This window comes from Bradyrhizobium sp. SZCCHNRI3043 (genome assembly GCF_032377735.1).
Taxonomy (GTDB): Bacteria; Pseudomonadota; Alphaproteobacteria; order Rhizobiales; family Xanthobacteraceae; genus Bradyrhizobium.
Genome location: NZ_JAUHID010000001.1, coordinates 522,045 through 539,093 on the forward strand (window position 1 = coordinate 522,045; position 17,049 = coordinate 539,093).

Here is a 17,049-nt window from a genome sequence, read left to right on the forward strand (position 1 = left end):
AGCGTTCCCCCACCCGGATCGCATCTCCGATGCGATCCGACCTCCCCCGCAAGCGGGGGAGGCGCTGACCGAGTGTGGAGCGCCAAGCGTGCCCCATCGCACGACCTTGTCCCTCAGATCTCCTTCTTCTGCATCGCTCCCGCAATGTAGTCGGCCTGCCGGATCGCCAGCGCGACGATCGTCAGCGTGGGATTGCACGCCGCGCCCGTGGTGAACTGGCTGCCGTCGGAGACGAACAGGTTCTTGATGTCGTGCGTCTGGCCGAACTTGTTGACGACGCCGTCCTTGGCCTTCTCGCTCATCCGGTTGGTGCCGAGATTGTGCGTCGAGGGGTAGGGCGTGGTCGGATAGGTCACGGTGGCGCCGACCGCCTCGTAGATCGCCGAGCCCTGCTTGTAGGCGTGGGCGCGCATCGCGACGTCGTTGGGATGATCGTCGAAATGCACTGACGCCACCGGCATGCCGAACTTGTCCTTCGCCACGGGATCGAGCGTGATGCGGTTGGTCTCCTGCGGCATGTCCTCGCCGACCAGCCACATGCCGGCCATGCGCGGATAGGTCTCCATCGCCGCCGTGAAGCTGCGGCCCCAGGCGCCGGGATTGAGGAACGCCGCCATGAACGGCAGGCCGAGCGACAAGGTCTCCATCTCGTAGCCGCCGACGAAGCCGCGCTTCGGATTGAATGCCGCCTCGTCGCGGACGATGCCGGCCATCGTGGTGCCGCGATACATGTGCACCGGGTTCTCGAACGTCGCATAGACGCTGCCGGTCATGTGCCGCATGTAGTTGCGCCCGACCTGGCCGGAGGAGTTGGCAAGGCCGTCCGGGAACATGTTCGAGGCGCTGTTGAGCAGCAGCCGCGGGCTCTCGATCGAGTTGCCGGCGACGGCGACGATACGGGCCTTCTGCAGCTGCATCTTGCCCTGGCTGTCGGCATAGACCACGCCGGTGACCTTGCCCGAGGCGTCATGCTCGACCTTGATCGCCATGCTGCCCGGCCGCACCTCGAGATTGCCGGTGGCCTCGCCCTTCGGGATCTCGGTGTACAAGGTCGACCATTTCGCACCGGACTTGCAGCCCTGGAAGCAGAAGCCGATCTGCTGGCAGGCGCCGCGGCCGTCGCGCGGCTGCGAGTTGATCGCCATGTTGCCGGTGTGCACGGTCTTGTAGCCGAGCTTCCGGGCGCCGGCCTCGAGCACCTTGAAATTGTTGTTGCCGGGCAGGCCGGGAATGTCGTTGGTGCGGGTCACGCCCATCTTGAACTCGGCCTTGGCGTACCACGGCTCCATCTCGGCCAAGGTCACTGGCCAGTCCAAGAGGCTCGTGCCGGGCACGCCGCCATAGGTGGTGCGCGCCTTGAACTCGTGCTCGTCGAAGCGCAGCGAGGCGCCGGCCCAGTGCACGGTGGAGCCGCCGACCGCCTTCACGATCCAGGCCGGCAGATTGGCGAAGTCCTTGGCTACGCGCCAGGTGCCGGACGTGGTGCGCATGTCGGTCCAGGCGAGCTGGGTGAAGCTCTCCCATTCGTCGTTGATGAAGTCGGGAATCTCGTAGCGATTGCCGGCTTCGAGAATGACGACCTTGATGCCCTTCTGTGCGAGCTCGTTGCCGAGCGTGCCGCCGCCGGCGCCCGAGCCGATGATGACGACGACGCTCGAATCGTTCTGATCGAATCTTGCCATGGTGGTTTCCTCCGTGTTTCTTGTCTTGGTGCTGGCCGGCGTCAGGCTTTCGGCAGCCAGTCGATGTCGGAGAAGCCACGGTTGATGTAGCCGCCATGCTCGGCGGAGGAGCCCTCGTAGCCGAACTTCGGCCAGAGCTCTTTCTGATTGTAGAGCGAGACCACGAGGTCGCCGCGGATGGTCTTGAAGAACGTCGTCTGCTCGATCCCTTGCAGCAGCGCGACGCGATCGACCTCCCACGGCACCTGCGCATACGGCACCTTGTGGCGGTCGCGCGCGTCTTGGTCGAGCCGGGCGACGCCGTCATTGATCATCGCCTTCACGGCGGCGTCCTCCGCCGCCTTGCCGTCCCACGGCTTGACCGCGGTGATGTAGTAGCGGTCGGCGAGGAAGTCGTGCGGATAGATGTCGCGCGCGACCTTCACCAGCGTCTTCAGGGTCGCCGGCGTCAGCGCCTTGGCGTCCTCGGCCCAGGCGTCGGTGACGCCGAGGCCCGTCGCGGAGGCGACGGCCGCGGCCGGCACGGTCGCGGCCGCGCCCTTGAGAAAGACGCGGCGGTCATATTTGTTGCGGCGATCGACTTCTCTCATGGGTATCCTCCGTGTGATTTTGTTGATGTATGGTCGTAGTTCAGCGGCTCAGCCGAAGCGGCCGCCGCGCTGGATCACCTCGATCTTGTAGCCGTCGGGATCGGTGACGAAGAAGAAGCGCGCGAGCGTCGCACCATTGTGCTTGAAATCGCGCAAGGGGCCTGGCGCCAGGTTCTCGCGCTCGAAGCGGGCATGCTCGGCATCGAGATCGTCGACCACGACAGCGAGATGGCCGTAGCCGTCGCCGAGCGTATAGGGCTCCTTGCGGTCGAAATTGACGGTCAGCTCGACCTCGAACGGCGACGACGGGTGGCGCAGATAGATCAGCGCGAAGCCGTCGAAGCGCAGACTATCGGCGATCTCCAAGCCAAAGGCGCGCGTGTAGAAGTCGAGCGCCTTGGCCTCGTCGAGCACGCGGATCATGGAATGCACGGGTTTGGCCATCTCAATTGTCCTTCAGGTAGTTGATGATCGCGGCGCGCACGTCGGGCTTGGCCTGGCGATACGCCATCACGGCGCCGGGGATCAGCTCTTGCGGGTTGGTCAGCCAGGCGTCGAGCTTGGCTTCGTCCCAACTGAAGTCGGCCCTGGCGAAGCCGGCCGAGTAGCGGAAGCCGTCGATCGATCCGGCGCGGCGGCCGACGATCTTCGATAGCGGCGGTCCCTGTCGCATCGGTTCGCCGCTGCTCAGCGTATGGCAGACACCGCATTGCTGCTTGAAGAGAGTCGCGCCGTCGACGGGCTTCGGCGAGGGCAGCGCCATCTGCGCGAGCGCGGCGGCCGCGCCCAGCATCGCGCCGCAACATCCAAGTCCAACGCGAAGAAAAGCAGTTTGCGCTGCACGCTGTCCCGACATCGATCCTCTCTCATCATTTTTGATGAGACTAGGTCGCAGTGAAAGCACCGTGGTAGTAGCGGGCTGTTTCAGCAGGAACAAAGCGTGCGCAGGACGCGTCCGCCCGCAGGATGTGTCAGCGTTGCGGACTAATCGTCGAAGCGACGCCCGCCGCGTCCCGCCTTGACGTCGCTGCGGATCTTTTTGCCTTCGAGCCGGCGCTGCTTGGAGCCGAAGGTCGGCTTGGTCGGGCGCCGCACCTTCGGCCTGATCATCGCCTCCTTCAACAGCGCCAGCAGGCGGTCGATCGCGTCGGCCTTGTTGCGCTCCTGAGTCCGAAAGCGCTCGGCCTGGATCACGATGACGCCGTTCTTGGTCATGCGCTGGCCGGCCAGCCGCGCCAGCCGTGCCGCGGCATCCTCGGGCAGCGTGATCCGGGTCGTGTCGAAGCGCAGCTGCGCCGAGGTCGACAGCTTGTTGACGTTCTGGCCGCCGGGCCCGGAGGCGCGGACGAACGAGATCTCGATGTCGTTCTCGTCGATGGCAAGGTCGCGGGAGATCCGCAGCATGGGGCACCAGGTGGAATCGAGGCTTTCGCGCGCACCATAGCGGGTTTAGGGCCGGTGTGCGCGGGTTCACACCATTGCGTCGCGGGTTGGCCAGGGGCCGGTGCGAAACCCTCCACTGTCATCCCGGCGAACGCCGGGATCCATAACCCCAGGGAGAAGTTTGAGGCAGGCTGGTCGTTGACACCTCCCGCATCACGCCGCGGAGTGTGGGTCCCGGATCGGCGCAGCGCCGCGCTGGCGCGCGTCGCCGCTTGTCCGGGACGACAGCGGTGGGGGTGGCGGATTCACGGCTCAAACAGCAGGTGTCGATCAGCTCAGCCATGACGCTGCGTTCTCGCGGCATCTCATGCCCGAGGTCTGCGATCAGTTCGTCCCTCTTGAAAGTGCAGAGGGCGCGGGGAATGCCGGGCGCTGGCCGCACCCATGGCCCGCCTGCGAAAAAAATGCAGGCGGCAGGTACCACAGGTTCAGCCGAGACATCCCGGCATTCCCCGCGCGGTGGTCTTCACGCTTATACGCAGTCTCCCTGGTGCGCCGGGCTTGTTGGCCACCATGATCCACGCGGCGCGTTAGCGCCGTCGCGAACGTGACACCAGCGTCGGGGTGTCAGGACCCTGCGACTTCACGTCCGCAAGCGATCGTTCGTCCGCGTCCTCGCAAGAAGACGCTGCGACCTCTCGCGGCCACCGCATCCCCGCCTCGCGTGTCGTGACGATCGCGCGCAACGCCCCTCCGCAGTGAGGCGGGATGGCGGAGAAGAACATGATTTCCGAAAAATAGCAAGATAATTATTATTATCGGAAGTCGACGCGCGGTCCTCCGCTGTCGTCCCGGGCAAGCCGTCAGCGACGCGAAGCGTGGCTGACGGCGCCGACCCGGGACCCATACGCCGCAGCCGACGTGAGGCGGGAGGTGTCAATGACCTGCCTGCCTCAAACATCTCCCTGGAGTATGGGTCCCGGCTCAAGGCCGGGACGACACCATTTTTGTGGAGGCAGCGATGGTCAGCGACATCGAAGCGTCGCGCGACGAGAGCGCCCCGCCCGCTCAGTTCGTCTTGGTCATCGGCGCCGTGGCCGGTGCTTGCACCGGCTCGGCGGCGGCCTGCGGCGTGCGGCCGACGACCGCCGTCAGCAGGCCCTGGCTCCAGAGCTGCTTCGCCGCCTTCTTGGCGTCATCGAGCGTCACGGCCTTGACGATCTCGCTGCGCTTCTCGATGTAGTCGATCGGCATCTTGTCGAGTTGATATTGCAGCATCGCCTGGGCGAGCTTGGAGGAGGTGTCGAGCGCCAGCATCTGCGAGCCGTTGATGTAGGACTTGGCCTCGTCGAGCTCCTGCTGGGTCGGGCCTTCCTCGGCCATGCGGCGGATCTCGCCCTCGACTGCGGCGATGGTCTCGCTGGCGCGGTCGAAGCGGGTGGCGGTGTTGCCGATGAACAGCGCGGAGTGATCCATCCACAGCAGCGCGTCATAGACCGAGTAGGCGAGGCCGCGCTTCTCGCGCACCTCCTTGTAGAGCCGCGACGACAGGCCGCCGCCGCCGAGGATGTGGTTGACCACATAGGCCGCCATGAAGTTCGGGTCGTGGCGGCGGATGCCGGGCCCGCCGAAGGTGATGACGGTCTGCGGCACATCGAGCGAGACGAGGACGCGCTGCGGCGGCTTGGTGGCGATGACGTCAGGCACTGGCGTCAGGGTCGCTTTCGCCGGCAGCGCGCCGAAGGTCTGGTCCAGCAGCTTGCCGAGCGTCGCCGGATCGACGTCGCCGACGACGGCGACCTTCAGCGTGTCCTTGGCGAGAACGCGGCCGGTGTAGTCCTTGAGATCTTCGACGGTGATCGTCGGCACGCTGTCCAGCGTGCCGTTGGACGGACGGCCGTAGGGGTGGTTGGGGAAGGCGAGCTCGAGGAACTTGCGGCCTGCCAGCGAGCTCGGGTTGGTGGTCTCGCGGCGCAGGCCGGAGATCACCTGCGAGCGGATGCGCTCGATATCGGCGCTGTCGAAATGCGGCGAGGTCAGCGCGGTGCGCAGCAGCTCGAACGCCTCGTCCTTGTTGTCGCGCAGCATGCGCAGCGAGCCGCGGAATTGATCGCGCGATACCTGGAAGCTGAGCTCGATGGCGCGGCGGTCGAGCCGCTCGTGGAAGGTCTTGGAGTCGAGATCGCCGGAGCCTTCGTCGAGCAGGTCGGCGACGAGATTGCCGACGCCGGGCTTGCCAATCGGATCCTGTGAGGCGCCGCCCTGGAAGGCGTATTCCATCGCGATCAGTGGCACGGTCGCGTCCTGCACGAACCAGGCTTCGATGCCGCCGGGCGAGACCAGGCGCTGGATCTTGGTTGCGGCCTGTGCAGCCGACGTGACGGCGAGCGCTGCGGCAGCGACGGCGAGCGTGCAGGCGAAGCGGCGCGCGAAGGTCATTGTGTTCATCACGACCGCTTCTCCTCGCGCTTGGCCGCATTGTCCTTGATCAGATAGCCGGTCACGGAGCGCTTCTTGTCGAGCCACTTCTGCGCCGCTGTGCGCACCTGCTCGGCGGTCACGGCGCGAATGCGATCGGGCCAGCTCCGGATGTCCTCGATGCTCAGTCCCGTGGTGAGGCCGCCGCCATACCAGCGTGCCATCGTGGCCTGGTTGTCCTGGGCGTAGATCGCCTCCGCGATCAGCTGCGTCTTGACCCGTTCGAGATCCTCGGCGCGAACCGGGTTCTGCGCCAGCTCGGCGATCACGCTGTCGACCACCGCCTCGACCTGGGCGAACTCCACGCCGGGTCTTGGCGCGGCCGCGACCGAGAACTGGCTCGGATCCAGCGAGGTGCCCTGATAGGACGCGCTGGCGCTGATCGCGAGCGACTTGTCGATGACGAGCGCGCGGTAGAGATAGGAGTTGCTGCCGTTGCCCATCAGCTGGGCCAGCACGTCGAGCGCAGCGGATTCACCGGGCGCGGCCGTCGTCGCCGACGGCACCAGGTAGAAGCGGCGCATCGAGGGCTGCTCGACATGCGGGTCGGCCAGCGTGACCGTGCGCGGCGCCACCGGCTGCGGCTCCTGCGGCCGGAGCCGGTGCGCGGGAATGTCGCCCTGCGCGGGGATCTTGGCGAAGGTCTGCTCGACCAGCGGACGCACTTCCTTGGCGTCGGTGTCGCCGGCGATGATGAGGATCGCATTGTTGGGCGCGTAGAAGCGGCGATAGAATGCCAGCGCATCCTCGCGGCTGAGCTTTTCGATCTCCGGCTTCCAGCCGATCACCGGGCGGCCATAGGGATGATTGACGTAGAGCGCCGCCATGACCTGCTCGTTGAGCCGGGCTTCCGGAGAGTTGGCGACGCGCATGTTGTATTCTTCGAGCACGACGTCGCGCTCGGGCAGCACGTTCTCGTCCTTCAGCACCAGGCCGGTCATGCGGTCGGCCTCGAACTCCATCATCTTGGGCAGTTGGTCGCGCGGCACGCGCTGGAAGTAGCCGGTGTAGTCGACCGAGGTGAAGGCGTTCTCGTTGCCGCCGATCTTGAGCACGGTCTTGGAGAACTCGCCGGCCGGATGCTTCTCGGTGCCCTTGAACATCAGATGCTCGAGGAAATGGGCGAGGCCTGATTTACCGGGCGTCTCGTCGGCGGAGCCGACCTTGTACCAGATCATCTGCGTCACCACGGGGGTGCGGTGATCCTGGATCACGACGACCTGCAGGCCGTTGGGGAGGGTGAAGCTGGCAGGGGGCTCGGAGGCGAACGTCGTTTGCGCCGAAGCGCCGGCCGTGAACGCAATGATGGAGACGAGCGCGGCGGCGACGGGAATGAACCGGTGCGAGGACATCATGATCCTTCTGAAGGCCCGCGGGGAGGGGCGATCGGGTTTGAGCGCAGCATGCTACATCGCGCCGGACGGAGCCCGACGTCACAAAGCGGCGATGGCATGGTGCCGCCGCGAGACATTAAATTTCACTAATGCCGGCAAACGCGGCAAGTCCGGGGGGCTCCGGCGAGCAGCCGCCCTCACCGTTCCTTGCCGGTCATGATGTCCATCTGCTTGCCGGCGATCGGCTCCTGCTTGCCGGTGCCATAGGCATAGCTCGACGACGGCGTCTGATAGCCGGGCGGCGGCTGGGTCAGGCTCTCGCGCTGCGGCTCGCTGGTGAACGGCTTGGTTTCGCTGTCGCTGCCCTTGAACATGCCGAACAGGCCGCCTTTGAAGCCGAGCTGAGACGGGCTCATCATCGGGTTGTTGCTGACGCCGGGCTGGATCGGCTCGGTCGGCTTGGCGGCGGCCGTCCGCCCCATCTTCATCTCGGCCGGGGTCAGCGGGCGGGCCGCATTGACCGGATCCTTGTTGTCCTTCTTGCGCGCGGCGGCCGCGGCACGGCGCTGCTGCTCGTCGGGGTCCTTCGGCCAGTTCGGGGCATTGGCCTGGGTCGCGGCAGCCGGCGGCGGCAGATCGAGCTTGGGCGGCACGACGAGCGGCGAGCGCTCGCGATAATTGATGGTCGGCGTCTCCATGTTGGTGCCGCCGAGGCCGCGCATCAGGTTGTCGACGATCTTCTCTTCGAAGGTCTTGTCGTCTTCCTCGTCCTCCTGGGCACGGGCGACGCCCGCGGCCATGATGACGCCGATGCAAAGCGCAGCCGCCGACAGGCGCAGAGCGCGAAAGGCCGCGTGGGTCATGATCCGGCCGCTGACTTCGGTCTTGCGCATGGCTTTCCCTGTCCTCGCTTGTCCAGTGCTCGTGCTCCGACGAACCGGCCGCGAACCCACCGATTGCGATCCTCGATTCGACGGGGGCCGTCCAGGCATCGCGCCGATCTCGAAAACGTGAAGATCATCAGGCTCTTGACCCTGGATCGGCACCGGCCGGTATCGACCCGGATCAGGGCGCTTTTGCGGCGGGAGCCCCGAAGAAGGAGTCATACAGCAGGCCCGCCACCCCGGCAACGATGGCCACGTCGGCCATGTTGAAGATGTACCAGTTGTAAACCGTGCCGCCGATCTGGACGTGGAACAACGCGAAATCGACCACCGCGCCATAGGCCAGCCGGTCGATGCCGTTGCCGATGGCGCCGCCGATGATCAGGCCGAGCGCCGCCGTCGCCAGCTTGCTTTCCGCGCGCGCCATCCAGATGGCGAGGGCGACCACCGCGACGGCCTTCACCGCCATCAGTCCATATTGCGCCAGCGCGCTCTCGCTCTGCAGCCAGCCGAAGCTGATGCCGATGTTCCAGGCGAGGTAGAGGTCGAAGAACGGGGTGATCCTGACCGTGCCGCGGTTGGGCAGGTCGAACACGTACAGCAGCCACAGCTTGGAGGCCTGGTCGATGACCAGGGTGGCGAAACCGGCGATGAGGCCGAGGCGGAGGCGGGAGGTCATTGCGTGATGGCGATCATGCCGGGCCACTCGCGGCAAACACCGCTGTCGTCCCGGCGAAAGCCGGGACCCATACCGCGGATGGCCAATTGTTGAAAAAGGCTCTGGGTCATCTGTCTTTGTCTACAAAGGGCGCCGGTGGCTATGGGTCCCGGCGTTCGCGGGGACGACAGTTGTGGGTGTCGTACCAGCGAGCCTCACACGCCGACCCCGAGCGCCTTCCACTCGCGCAGCGCCTGCGCGTCGCGCGGGGAGACGTCGGGGTACTCCTTGTCGTCGCCGACGCTCTCCAGGATCTTCCAGGAGCGGGCGCACTTCTTGCCCACGGCCTTCTCGACGACGACCGCTACCCCTGGCACGGCATCGAGCCGGAACGCATCGGCCGGTGCGTCGCCTTCGCGGACCTCGTAGTTCGAGGTGATGCAGACCTCGGCGAGGTCGGTATCGAACAAGGTGCCGAGCAGCGAGCGATCGGCCACATAGATGATCGGCGAGGCCTCGAGCGACGATCCGATGGTCTTGGCGGCGCGCGCGAGCTCCAGCGCGCCGGTGACGACGCGCCGGACGTTGCGGATGGTCTCCCATTTCGCGGCGAGCGCGTCGTCGCGATAACCGTCCATCGCATCCGGGAACAGCGTCAGATGCACCGACGGCTCGGCGTCGGGCCGATACATTCGCCACGCCTCGTCGGTGGTGAACGACAGCACCGGCGCCAGCCATTTCAGGATGGAATCGCAGATCAGGTCGATCGCGGTCAGCGCCGCCTTGCGCGCCACCGAGGATGGCGGATCGCAATACAGCGTGTCCTTGCGGACGTCGAAATAGAACGCCGACAGCTCGGTGTTCATGAAAGCGGCCAGCGACGCGACCACGGTCTTGTAGTCGAACGCGGCATAGGCGCGGCTGATCGTCTCCGCCTGCTGCGACAGCTGATGCAGCATCAGCCGCTCCAGCTCCGGCATGTCGGCGAACGCGACCGCGTCGCTGCGCTCGTAGTGATGCAGGGTGCCGAGCATCCAGCGCATGGTGTTGCGCAGCTTGCGGTAGGTCTCGATGGTGTTCTTCAGGATCTCCGGGCCGATGCGCTGGTCGTCGGCGTAGTCGGTGGCGCAGACCCAGAGCCGCAGGATGTCGGCGCCGGAATCCTTCATCACCTTCTGCGGCTCGACGGTGTTGCCGAGCGACTTCGACATCTTGCGGCCGTTCTCGTCGAGCGTGAAGCCGTGCGTCAGCACGACGTCGTAAGGAGCCCGACCGCGGGTGCCGCAGCTCTCCAGCAGCGACGAGTGGAACCAGCCGCGATGCTGGTCCGAGCCTTCCAGATACATCACTGTGTCCTGGCCGCCATCGACCTTGCGTTTGATGCCGGCGAGGCCCGGGAAGTGCATGGGGTCCTCCAGCACGAAGGCATGGGTCGAGCCGGAATCGAACCAGACGTCGCAGATGTCGTCGACCTTCTTCCAGTCCTCATTGGCGCGCGAGCCCAGGAAGCGCTCGCGCGCGCCGTCGGCGTACCAGGCGTCGGCACCTTCTTTCTCAAAGGCGTCCGCGATGCGGGTGTTGACTGTCTCGTCCTGCAGGATCTCGGCCGAGCCGTCGCCTTTCTCGCGCACGAACACCGCGATCGGCACGCCCCAGGCGCGCTGGCGCGAGATCACCCAGTCCGGACGGTTGGCGATCATGCCGTTGATGCGGTTCTGGCCGGCGGCCGGCACCCATTGCGTGACGCTGATCGCGCGCAGGGCTCGGGCGCGCAACGTGTCGCCGGACTTGGCCTTGCCGTCATCGGCAATGTCCTTGTCCATCGCGATGAACCATTGCGGCGTGTTGCGGAAGATCACCGGCTTCTTGGAGCGCCAGGAATGCGGATACTGATGCTTGAGCCGGCCGCGCGCGAGCAGCATGCCCGCGTCCGTCAGCGCCTTCATGACCGCCTCGTTGGCGTCGCCCTTCTCGCCCTTGTCGTTGATGACGCGCTTGCCGGTGAAGCCGGGGGCATGGTCGGTCAGCGCGCCGTTCTCGTCGACGGTGTAGGGGATGGTGGTGGCGATGCCGCGGCCGTCGAGCTCGCGGGCATTGGCCGTCCAGACGTCGAAGTCCTCGCGACCGTGGCCGGGCGCGGTGTGCACGAAGCCGGTGCCGGTGTCGTCGGTGACGTGGTCGCCGGGCAGGAGCGGCACGGTGAAGCCGTAGCCGCCGGCAAGGCCCTTCAGCGGATGCGCGCATTCGACGGCATCGAGCGTATCGCCGGGGATGTCGCGCACCTTTTCATACGACGTGACGCGCGCCTGCTTGAACACGCCATCGGCAAGCGCATCGGCGAGGATCAGGAGATCGCCGGTCTTGGCCCAATTGTCGGCGGGCGCATCCGTGACCTTGTAGAGACCGTAGGCGATCTTCGGCGAGAACGAGATGGCGCGGTTGCCGGGCAGGGTCCAGGGCGTGGTGGTCCAGATCACCACCGAGGCGCTGGCGAGCGCGCCATGCGCCGGCGAGGTCACCGGAAACTTCACCCACACCGTGTCGGACTGATAGTCCTCATACTCCACCTCGGCCTCGGCGAGCGCGGTCTTCTCGACCACGCTCCACATCACCGGCTTGGAGCCGCGATACAGCGTGCCGTTGGCGGCGAACTTCATCAGCTCGCGGGCGATCTGGGCCTCGGCCGGATAGGTCATGGTGGCATAGGGATGGTCCCAGTCGCCGATGACGCCGAGACGCTTGAACTCCTCGCGCTGCACGTTGAGCCAATGATCGGCATAGGCGCGGCACTCCCTGCGGAACGCGACCATCGCGGCGGAGTCGCGGAAGTCGGGCTTGGTCTTGCCCTTCTTGCGGTAGTTCTCCTCCTCGATCTTCCACTCGATCGGCAGGCCGTGGCAGTCCCAGCCCGGCACGTAGTTGGAATCGTGGCCGAGCATCTGCTGGCTCTTGGTCACGACGTCCTTGAGGATCTTGTTGAGCGAATGCCCGATATGGATGTTGCCGTTGGCGTAGGGCGGGCCGTCATGCAGGACGAATTTCGGCCTGTTCTTGGCGGTCTCGCGCAGCTTGCCGTAGAGGTCGATCTCGTTCCAGTATTTCAGGATCTCCGGCTCGCGCTGCGGCAGGCCGGCGCGCATCGGGAAGTCCGTCTGCGGCAGATACAGGGTCTTGGAATAGTCCTTGGCGTCGGATTTTTGGGCGTCGGGCTTTTGCGGCTTTTCGGACATCGTGATCTGGCTGGCTGAGAGATGAGGCGCTGAGACGCGATTTCGATCGCGGGCGGCGGAACGAGCAGAGACATCCCGGTCTTGCGCCGAGCTCAAAGCTCAGGCGGAAGCCGGGCCGCTAATGCCGATGATGCGCCGTATCAACATGGGGCTCCCTCATAGCAGGGGGCCTGCGAAATCGCAAAGCGATCCTGCGGCAGCAACGCTGCGGGACCGTTGTTCAGCGTCATTCCGGGGCGATGCGCCAGCATCGAACCCGGAATCTCGAGATTCCGGGTTCAGCCCTGGCGGGCTGCCCCGGAATGACGTCACCGATGGAGCAGGAGGATCAGCCGATCTCGCCAAGCCGCGGGAAGAGACCAGGATGGGCCGCCAGCAGGGCGCGGGCCTTGGCGCTGTCGTCGTCCATCTGCCGGATCAGGGCCTCGATGGAGCCGAATTTGGCCTCCTCGCGGATGAAGCCGATGAAGGCGACGTCCAGGACCTCGCCATAGAGGCTGCCATGGAAGTCGAACAGGAAGGTCTCGAGCAGCGGTGCGCCATTGTCGAAGGTCGGCCGGCGGCCGAAATTGGCGACGCCGTCGATCAGCACCCGGCTCGCGCCGCGGCCGCGGCCGACCCGGACGGCGTAGATGCCGTGGCGAAGCCCGCAATCACGGTCGAGCCGCATGTTGGCGGTGGGGTAGCCGAGGTCGCGGCCGCGCTTCTCGCCGTGGATCACCTCGGAGCTCACGAACCAGGGGCCGCCGAGCATCGCGGTCGCCTCGCTGACCTGGCCCTCCGCCAGCGCCTCGCGGATCGCGGTCGAGGACACTGGCCGCTCGTCGATGTCCACATGGGCCTGGATGTCGACCTCGATGCCGAGCTTGGGGGCCTCGTTGGCGAGCAGGCTGGGCGAGCCGACGCGGCCCTTGCCGAAATGAAAGTCGTAGCCGACCGCGATTCCGGCGATCCCCAGCCGCCCGATCAGGTCATGGTGAATGAAATCCTGCGCCGAGGTCTGGGCGCGGCCCTTGTCGAAGGCCATGACCACGGCGCCGGCAAGGCCGGTTCCGGCCAGGAGCCGCAGCTTGGCGGTCTCGTCGGTCAGGCGGAACTGCGGGGTATTGGGGCTGAAGAAGCGCCGCGGATGCGGCTCGAAGGTCAGCGCCAGCGCCGGCCGCCCCTTGGCCTTGCCCATGTCGATCGCCGCCTCGATCACGGCCCGGTGACCGAGATGGACGCCGTCGAAATTGCCCATCGCCACCACCGCGCCCCTGAGGATGTCCGACGGCGGGGTGGAATCGCGGATGATCTTGAAATCGGGCATGTGACGGAAATATCTCGCGGATTTCGGTGGGCCGCCGTCTGGCGGCGTTGCCCTCGACCGTGGGCGGCCGGCCCCGCGAAGTCAAGCCGAAGGGGTTCCTCCGCTCATGCAGCGCAGCAATAGCGACATGCAGACGCAGCGCAGTTAACGCGCTGTTTAACGGCTGATGCTACTGCTCGGAGCGGATGGCGGGGTCGGTTACGACCCGTGCCGCAACAGCGTTTTTGTAACAGTCTGCGCGTTGTGTTCGCGTCTGGGGGAGTCAAGATGGCGGTTGATTTGACGATGCCGGTGCTCGTCGTCGACGATTACAGCACCATGATCCGTATCATCAGGAATCTTCTCAAGCAGATCGGGTTCGAGGACATCGACGATGCCAGCGACGGCTCGATGGCGCTGAACAAGATGCGCGCCAAGAAATACGGCCTCGTGATCTCGGACTGGAACATGGAGCCGATGACCGGCTACGACCTGCTCCGCGAGGTCCGTGCCGATCCGAACCTGGCGACCACGCCGTTCATCATGATCACGGCGGAATCCAAGACCGAGAACGTGATCGCGGCCAAGAAGGCCGGCGTGAACAACTATATCGTCAAGCCGTTCAATGCCGCGACGCTGAAGACCAAGATCGAGGCGGTGTTCCCGGACATGGCGACGGCCTGAAGCCCGCCTGATCCACTCCCACAGGACAGACGCCCGGCACTCGGCCGGGCGTTTTTCGTTTCAGGATCCGTTCACCACTTCAATTCGCGCATCAGCGCGCGGGGCGGGTGGCCGAACAGCTCCTTGACCGAGGCCGGGTCGAGCTGCTCGACGCCGGCGAACTCCTCGGAATGGATGCCGCGGGTCACGAACAGGCAGTCGATGCCGAAGCCGTGCGCGCCGGCGAGATCGGTGCGCACGGAATCGCCGATCGCGAGCACCTCCTCGCGCGCCACCGGCCGGCCGGCGTGCTGCTCGGCCAGCATCATGGCGCGCTCGTAGATCGGCCGATGCGGCTTGCCGTAGAAGATCACCTCGCCGCCGAGCTCGCGGTAGAGCTCGGCGATGGCGCCGGCGCAATAGATCAGCCGGTCGCCGCGCTCGACCACGATGTCCGGATTGGCGCAGATCAGCGGCAGCCTGCGCTCGCGGGCGCGCAGCAGCATCGGCCGGTAGTCCTCGGCGGTCTCGGTCTCGTCGTCGTAGAGGCCGGTGCAGATGATGTAGGAGGCTTCCTCCAGCGGCGACAGCGCCAGGTCGAGACCGCGATGGATGGAGTTGTCGCGCTCGGGGCCGAGCCAGAACACCTTGCCGCCGGGATGATCGGCCACGTAGTGGCGGGTCAAATCGCCGGAGGAGACGATGGCGCTGTAGACCTCGTCGGCGACGCCGAGCTTGCGCAACTGGCGCTGGACCGAATCGGCCGGACGCGGTGCGTTGGTGATCAGGATCACCGTACCGCCCTGGCGGCGAAAGTGGTGCAGCGCGTCGCAGGCGTCGGGGAAGGACTCCAGCCCGTTATGGACCACGCCCCAGATGTCGCTCAGCAAAACCTGCTTGCGGCCGACGAGATCGCGCAGCCGCTCTTCGAAGCGGAGAACGGTCATGGCAGGCGGCTGATCTCAGATGGTGCCGGCGACACGGCGGGCGAGAGCGGCATTGCCGCTGCGCGTCGGAGCGTTGGTGTGTGACACGTCGAGAGAGGTGGTGCCGGCGGCATTGGGGTCCTGAATCTTGATGTCCTGCCCGCCCGATGGGCCGGCGGCGGCATCGCCGGTAGCAGATGCGCCCTCCGGTCGCAATGGGCGGGGCGGCGCGAACAGGAAGCCCTGGCCGAAGCGGACGTCGTAGTCGAGCAGATCGACGACGCTGTTCTCGCCTTCGATCCGCTCGGCGATCAGGTCGATGCCGAAGCGGCCCAGCAGATCGGAGAGATCGGTTGGATGAATGTCCGAGGCCGAGCTCTGCTTGGGGTCGAGCAGCAGCACGGCCGGAACCTTGATGAAGCGGACACCGCGATCAGCGAGCTCGCGCGGCTCGAACCGGAGGTCGGTGACGTGGTCGATCGAGAAGCGGTAGCCGCGCTGCGCCAGGGCCGCGAGGTGCTCGGTCTCGGTCGGGCCCAGGCTGCGAAAGGTCGACTGCTTGAATTCGAGCACGAAGGACGGCGCCAGAGCGCGATTGGCTTCGAGGAAATCGAGGCATTGTGAAAAGTTTGCAGGGCTGCTCAGGGTGGCCGAGGAGATGTTGCAGAAGATGCCGACGTCCTTGTTGCGAACCATCAGGCGGCGAAGCACCTGGACGCAGCGAAGCAGGACCATGTGGTCGATGCGCCCGACCAGGCCGGCGGCCTCCGCGATGCCGATGAAGTCCTCGGCCGCGACCACCTGATCGCGCTCGTCGCGTAGCCTGGTTACGGCCTCGTAGAAGCGCACCTTGCGCTGCGGCAGCGTTACCAGTGGCTGCAGATAGATGTCGAGACGGTTGTCCTCGATCGCGCCTTTGACGGCAGCGAGGATCTGCGGCTGGCTGCGCGGCACGGCGGGGGCAACCGGCGCCGACGGAGCTGGCGTCGTGATCTTGGAGGCTGCTGGCACGGCAGCGACCGCCGGGGCCTGCGGTTTGGAGGTCTCGGCCACCTTCTGCTCGAAGCCGCTCGACGGCAGCGCGTTCATCTCGAGCGCGCCGCTGGAGGAAGCGGTCGCCGGGAGCGGACGATCGGCGTCGCGAACCGTGCTGGCCCCAGCTCCCGGTGGTGTTGCCGGCGGGATGGCCGCGATCAGGTCCTCGTGCTGGGCCACGGTGACGGCGAGCTGCTTCATCAGTCCGCCGAGCTCATTGATCTCGCCGATCACACCCTGCAGGCGATCAGCGCTGACCGAACTCGACGACACGATGCGTCCCTCGACCGCCGACAGCCGCCGGCCGAACTCGGCGACCTGGCGCGCGAGGTCGGCGGTGCCGCGTGACAGATCGGCGATCTGGCTGCCGACATCGGTGCGGTCGCGCAGTCGCATCGACACGGCGTTGTAGAGAATCAGGAAGGTCAGTGCGGTGAGCGCGACGATCGCCGATTCCGAGCCACTGATACCGGCCACCGAATACAGGATCAGGCCGAGCGAGGCCGCGACCAGAACCATACAAACGGCAATGAAAATCGTGGAGATACGGATCATGCTGCGCGGCGCTCCCAACCGAACGCAACCTTAGCACTTCTGTTGATTCGCAAGGATAGTGGGCGGGATTCAAATACCGGGAGACGCCGATGATTTCTCGTCTGCGTGTCATTTACGCAAGTTCAGCTCGGCAAGCGGAGTGTCATCGTAGTGTCGCGGGTCCGTAGAACGCCGGAGTACGCGCCGTGCGGATTCCAGACATCTTCAGACATGCTCGCGACGCCCTTCGCCTAATCGGCGCATGTAGGCGCTCCAGGAGCGGCAGCGATCCCGACGCGGATCAGCTCAACTGAGCCGGTTGTGCTTCGATGTCCGTCGAACCGCGCCTGTCGCTGTCCGGGCA

Annotated in this window: 14 protein-coding genes; 1 reads left to right on the plus strand and 13 read right to left on the minus strand. The window is 66.0% G+C overall.

Translation table 11 applies throughout. From position 1 onward, the window contains the following. Nucleotides 1–113: 113 nt before the first annotated feature. From QX124_RS02465 to QX124_RS02515, 11 genes are all read right to left on the minus strand, one after another. On the minus strand, nt 114–1,682 hold the full coding sequence (locus tag QX124_RS02465) for a GMC family oxidoreductase (RefSeq protein WP_315777977.1): 1,569 nt from the start codon (nt 1,680–1,682) through the stop codon (nt 114–116). A 41-nt stretch (nt 1,683–1,723) separates the two neighbouring features. Then, a complete protein-coding gene (locus tag QX124_RS02470) occupies nt 1,724–2,272 on the minus strand; it encodes a gluconate 2-dehydrogenase subunit 3 family protein (RefSeq protein WP_315796090.1) in 549 nt (182 codons plus the stop codon). Nucleotides 2,273–2,320: 48 nt separating this feature from the next. Further along, nucleotides 2,321–2,716, minus strand: coding sequence for a VOC family protein (locus QX124_RS02475; RefSeq protein ID WP_315796092.1), 396 nt, complete (start codon nt 2,714–2,716; stop codon nt 2,321–2,323). A 1-nt stretch (nt 2,717) separates the two neighbouring features. After that, nucleotides 2,718–3,035: a c-type cytochrome gene (locus QX124_RS02480; protein ID WP_315796610.1), complete on the minus strand. Its 318-nt coding sequence runs from the start codon at nt 3,033–3,035 to the stop codon at nt 2,718–2,720. A gap of 221 nt (nt 3,036–3,256) precedes the next feature. Further along, nucleotides 3,257–3,676, minus strand: coding sequence for an alternative ribosome rescue aminoacyl-tRNA hydrolase ArfB (gene arfB / locus QX124_RS02485; RefSeq protein ID WP_315777980.1), 420 nt, complete (start codon nt 3,674–3,676; stop codon nt 3,257–3,259). 1,047 nt (nt 3,677–4,723) lie between these two features. Continuing rightward, entirely contained in the window at nt 4,724–6,103 is a 1,380-nt protein-coding gene (locus QX124_RS02490; protein WP_315796095.1) for a pitrilysin family protein, read from the minus strand. Further along, the gene (locus QX124_RS02495) at nt 6,103–7,488 is read right to left on the minus strand and encodes a pitrilysin family protein (protein ID WP_315779026.1); all 1,386 of its coding nucleotides are present in this window, start codon (nt 7,486–7,488) and stop codon (nt 6,103–6,105) included. The genes QX124_RS02490 and QX124_RS02495 overlap by 1 nt, the downstream gene beginning before the upstream one ends. Before the next feature lie 176 nt (nt 7,489–7,664). Beyond that, on the minus strand, nt 7,665–8,330 hold the full coding sequence (locus tag QX124_RS02500) for a hypothetical protein (RefSeq protein WP_315779376.1): 666 nt from the start codon (nt 8,328–8,330) through the stop codon (nt 7,665–7,667). A 202-nt stretch (nt 8,331–8,532) separates the two neighbouring features. After that, the gene (gene lspA / locus QX124_RS02505) at nt 8,533–9,030 is read right to left on the minus strand and encodes a signal peptidase II (protein WP_315736592.1); all 498 of its coding nucleotides are present in this window, start codon (nt 9,028–9,030) and stop codon (nt 8,533–8,535) included. A gap of 194 nt (nt 9,031–9,224) precedes the next feature. Continuing rightward, nucleotides 9,225–12,239, minus strand: coding sequence for an isoleucine--tRNA ligase (gene ileS, locus QX124_RS02510; protein WP_315796097.1), 3,015 nt, complete (start codon nt 12,237–12,239; stop codon nt 9,225–9,227). 328 nt (nt 12,240–12,567) lie between these two features. After that, nucleotides 12,568–13,548: a bifunctional riboflavin kinase/FAD synthetase gene (locus QX124_RS02515; RefSeq protein WP_315796098.1), complete on the minus strand. Its 981-nt coding sequence runs from the start codon at nt 13,546–13,548 to the stop codon at nt 12,568–12,570. 267 nt (nt 13,549–13,815) lie between these two features. On the opposite strand from QX124_RS02515, the gene QX124_RS02520 reads away from it, so the two are divergent. Then, nucleotides 13,816–14,211, plus strand: coding sequence for a response regulator (locus QX124_RS02520; protein ID WP_315736595.1), 396 nt, complete (start codon nt 13,816–13,818; stop codon nt 14,209–14,211). A 71-nt stretch (nt 14,212–14,282) separates the two neighbouring features. Here QX124_RS02520 and QX124_RS02525 read toward each other — a convergent pair whose 3' ends face one another. Further along, nucleotides 14,283–15,137 (minus strand): TIGR01459 family HAD-type hydrolase, encoded by an 855-nt coding sequence (locus QX124_RS02525; protein ID WP_315736596.1) that lies wholly within the window; start codon nt 15,135–15,137, stop codon nt 14,283–14,285. Nucleotides 15,138–15,152: 15 nt separating this feature from the next. Continuing rightward, nucleotides 15,153–16,706, minus strand: coding sequence for an EAL domain-containing protein (locus tag QX124_RS02530; RefSeq protein ID WP_315779018.1), 1,554 nt, complete (start codon nt 16,704–16,706; stop codon nt 15,153–15,155). Nucleotides 16,707–17,049 lie beyond the last annotated feature (343 nt).

What these genes read in the sequence shown, in the direction of transcription:
- QX124_RS02465 (WP_315777977.1), bottom strand. Translation starts at nt 1,682, where the DNA reads ATGGCAAGATTCGATCAGAACGATTCGAGCGTCGTCGTCATCATCGGC.
- QX124_RS02470 (WP_315796090.1), bottom strand. Translation starts at nt 2,272, where the DNA reads ATGAGAGAAGTCGATCGCCGCAACAAATATGACCGCCGCGTCTTTCTC.
- QX124_RS02475 (WP_315796092.1), bottom strand. Translation starts at nt 2,716, where the DNA reads ATGGCCAAACCCGTGCATTCCATGATCCGCGTGCTCGACGAGGCCAAG.
- QX124_RS02480 (WP_315796610.1), bottom strand. Translation starts at nt 3,035, where the DNA reads ATGGCGCTGCCCTCGCCGAAGCCCGTCGACGGCGCGACTCTCTTCAAG.
- arfB (WP_315777980.1), bottom strand. Translation starts at nt 3,676, where the DNA reads ATGCTGCGGATCTCCCGCGACCTTGCCATCGACGAGAACGACATCGAG.
- QX124_RS02490 (WP_315796095.1), bottom strand. Translation starts at nt 6,103, where the DNA reads ATGAACACAATGACCTTCGCGCGCCGCTTCGCCTGCACGCTCGCCGTC.
- QX124_RS02495 (WP_315779026.1), bottom strand. Translation starts at nt 7,488, where the DNA reads ATGATGTCCTCGCACCGGTTCATTCCCGTCGCCGCCGCGCTCGTCTCC.
- QX124_RS02500 (WP_315779376.1), bottom strand. Translation starts at nt 8,330, where the DNA reads ATGACCCACGCGGCCTTTCGCGCTCTGCGCCTGTCGGCGGCTGCGCTT.
- lspA (WP_315736592.1), bottom strand. Translation starts at nt 9,030, where the DNA reads ATGACCTCCCGCCTCCGCCTCGGCCTCATCGCCGGTTTCGCCACCCTG.
- ileS (WP_315796097.1), bottom strand. Translation starts at nt 12,239, where the DNA reads ATGTCCGAAAAGCCGCAAAAGCCCGACGCCCAAAAATCCGACGCCAAG.
- QX124_RS02515 (WP_315796098.1), bottom strand. Translation starts at nt 13,548, where the DNA reads ATGCCCGATTTCAAGATCATCCGCGATTCCACCCCGCCGTCGGACATC.
- QX124_RS02520 (WP_315736595.1), top strand. Translation starts at nt 13,816, where the DNA reads ATGGCGGTTGATTTGACGATGCCGGTGCTCGTCGTCGACGATTACAGC.
- QX124_RS02525 (WP_315736596.1), bottom strand. Translation starts at nt 15,137, where the DNA reads ATGACCGTTCTCCGCTTCGAAGAGCGGCTGCGCGATCTCGTCGGCCGC.
- QX124_RS02530 (WP_315779018.1), bottom strand. Translation starts at nt 16,706, where the DNA reads ATGATCCGTATCTCCACGATTTTCATTGCCGTTTGTATGGTTCTGGTC.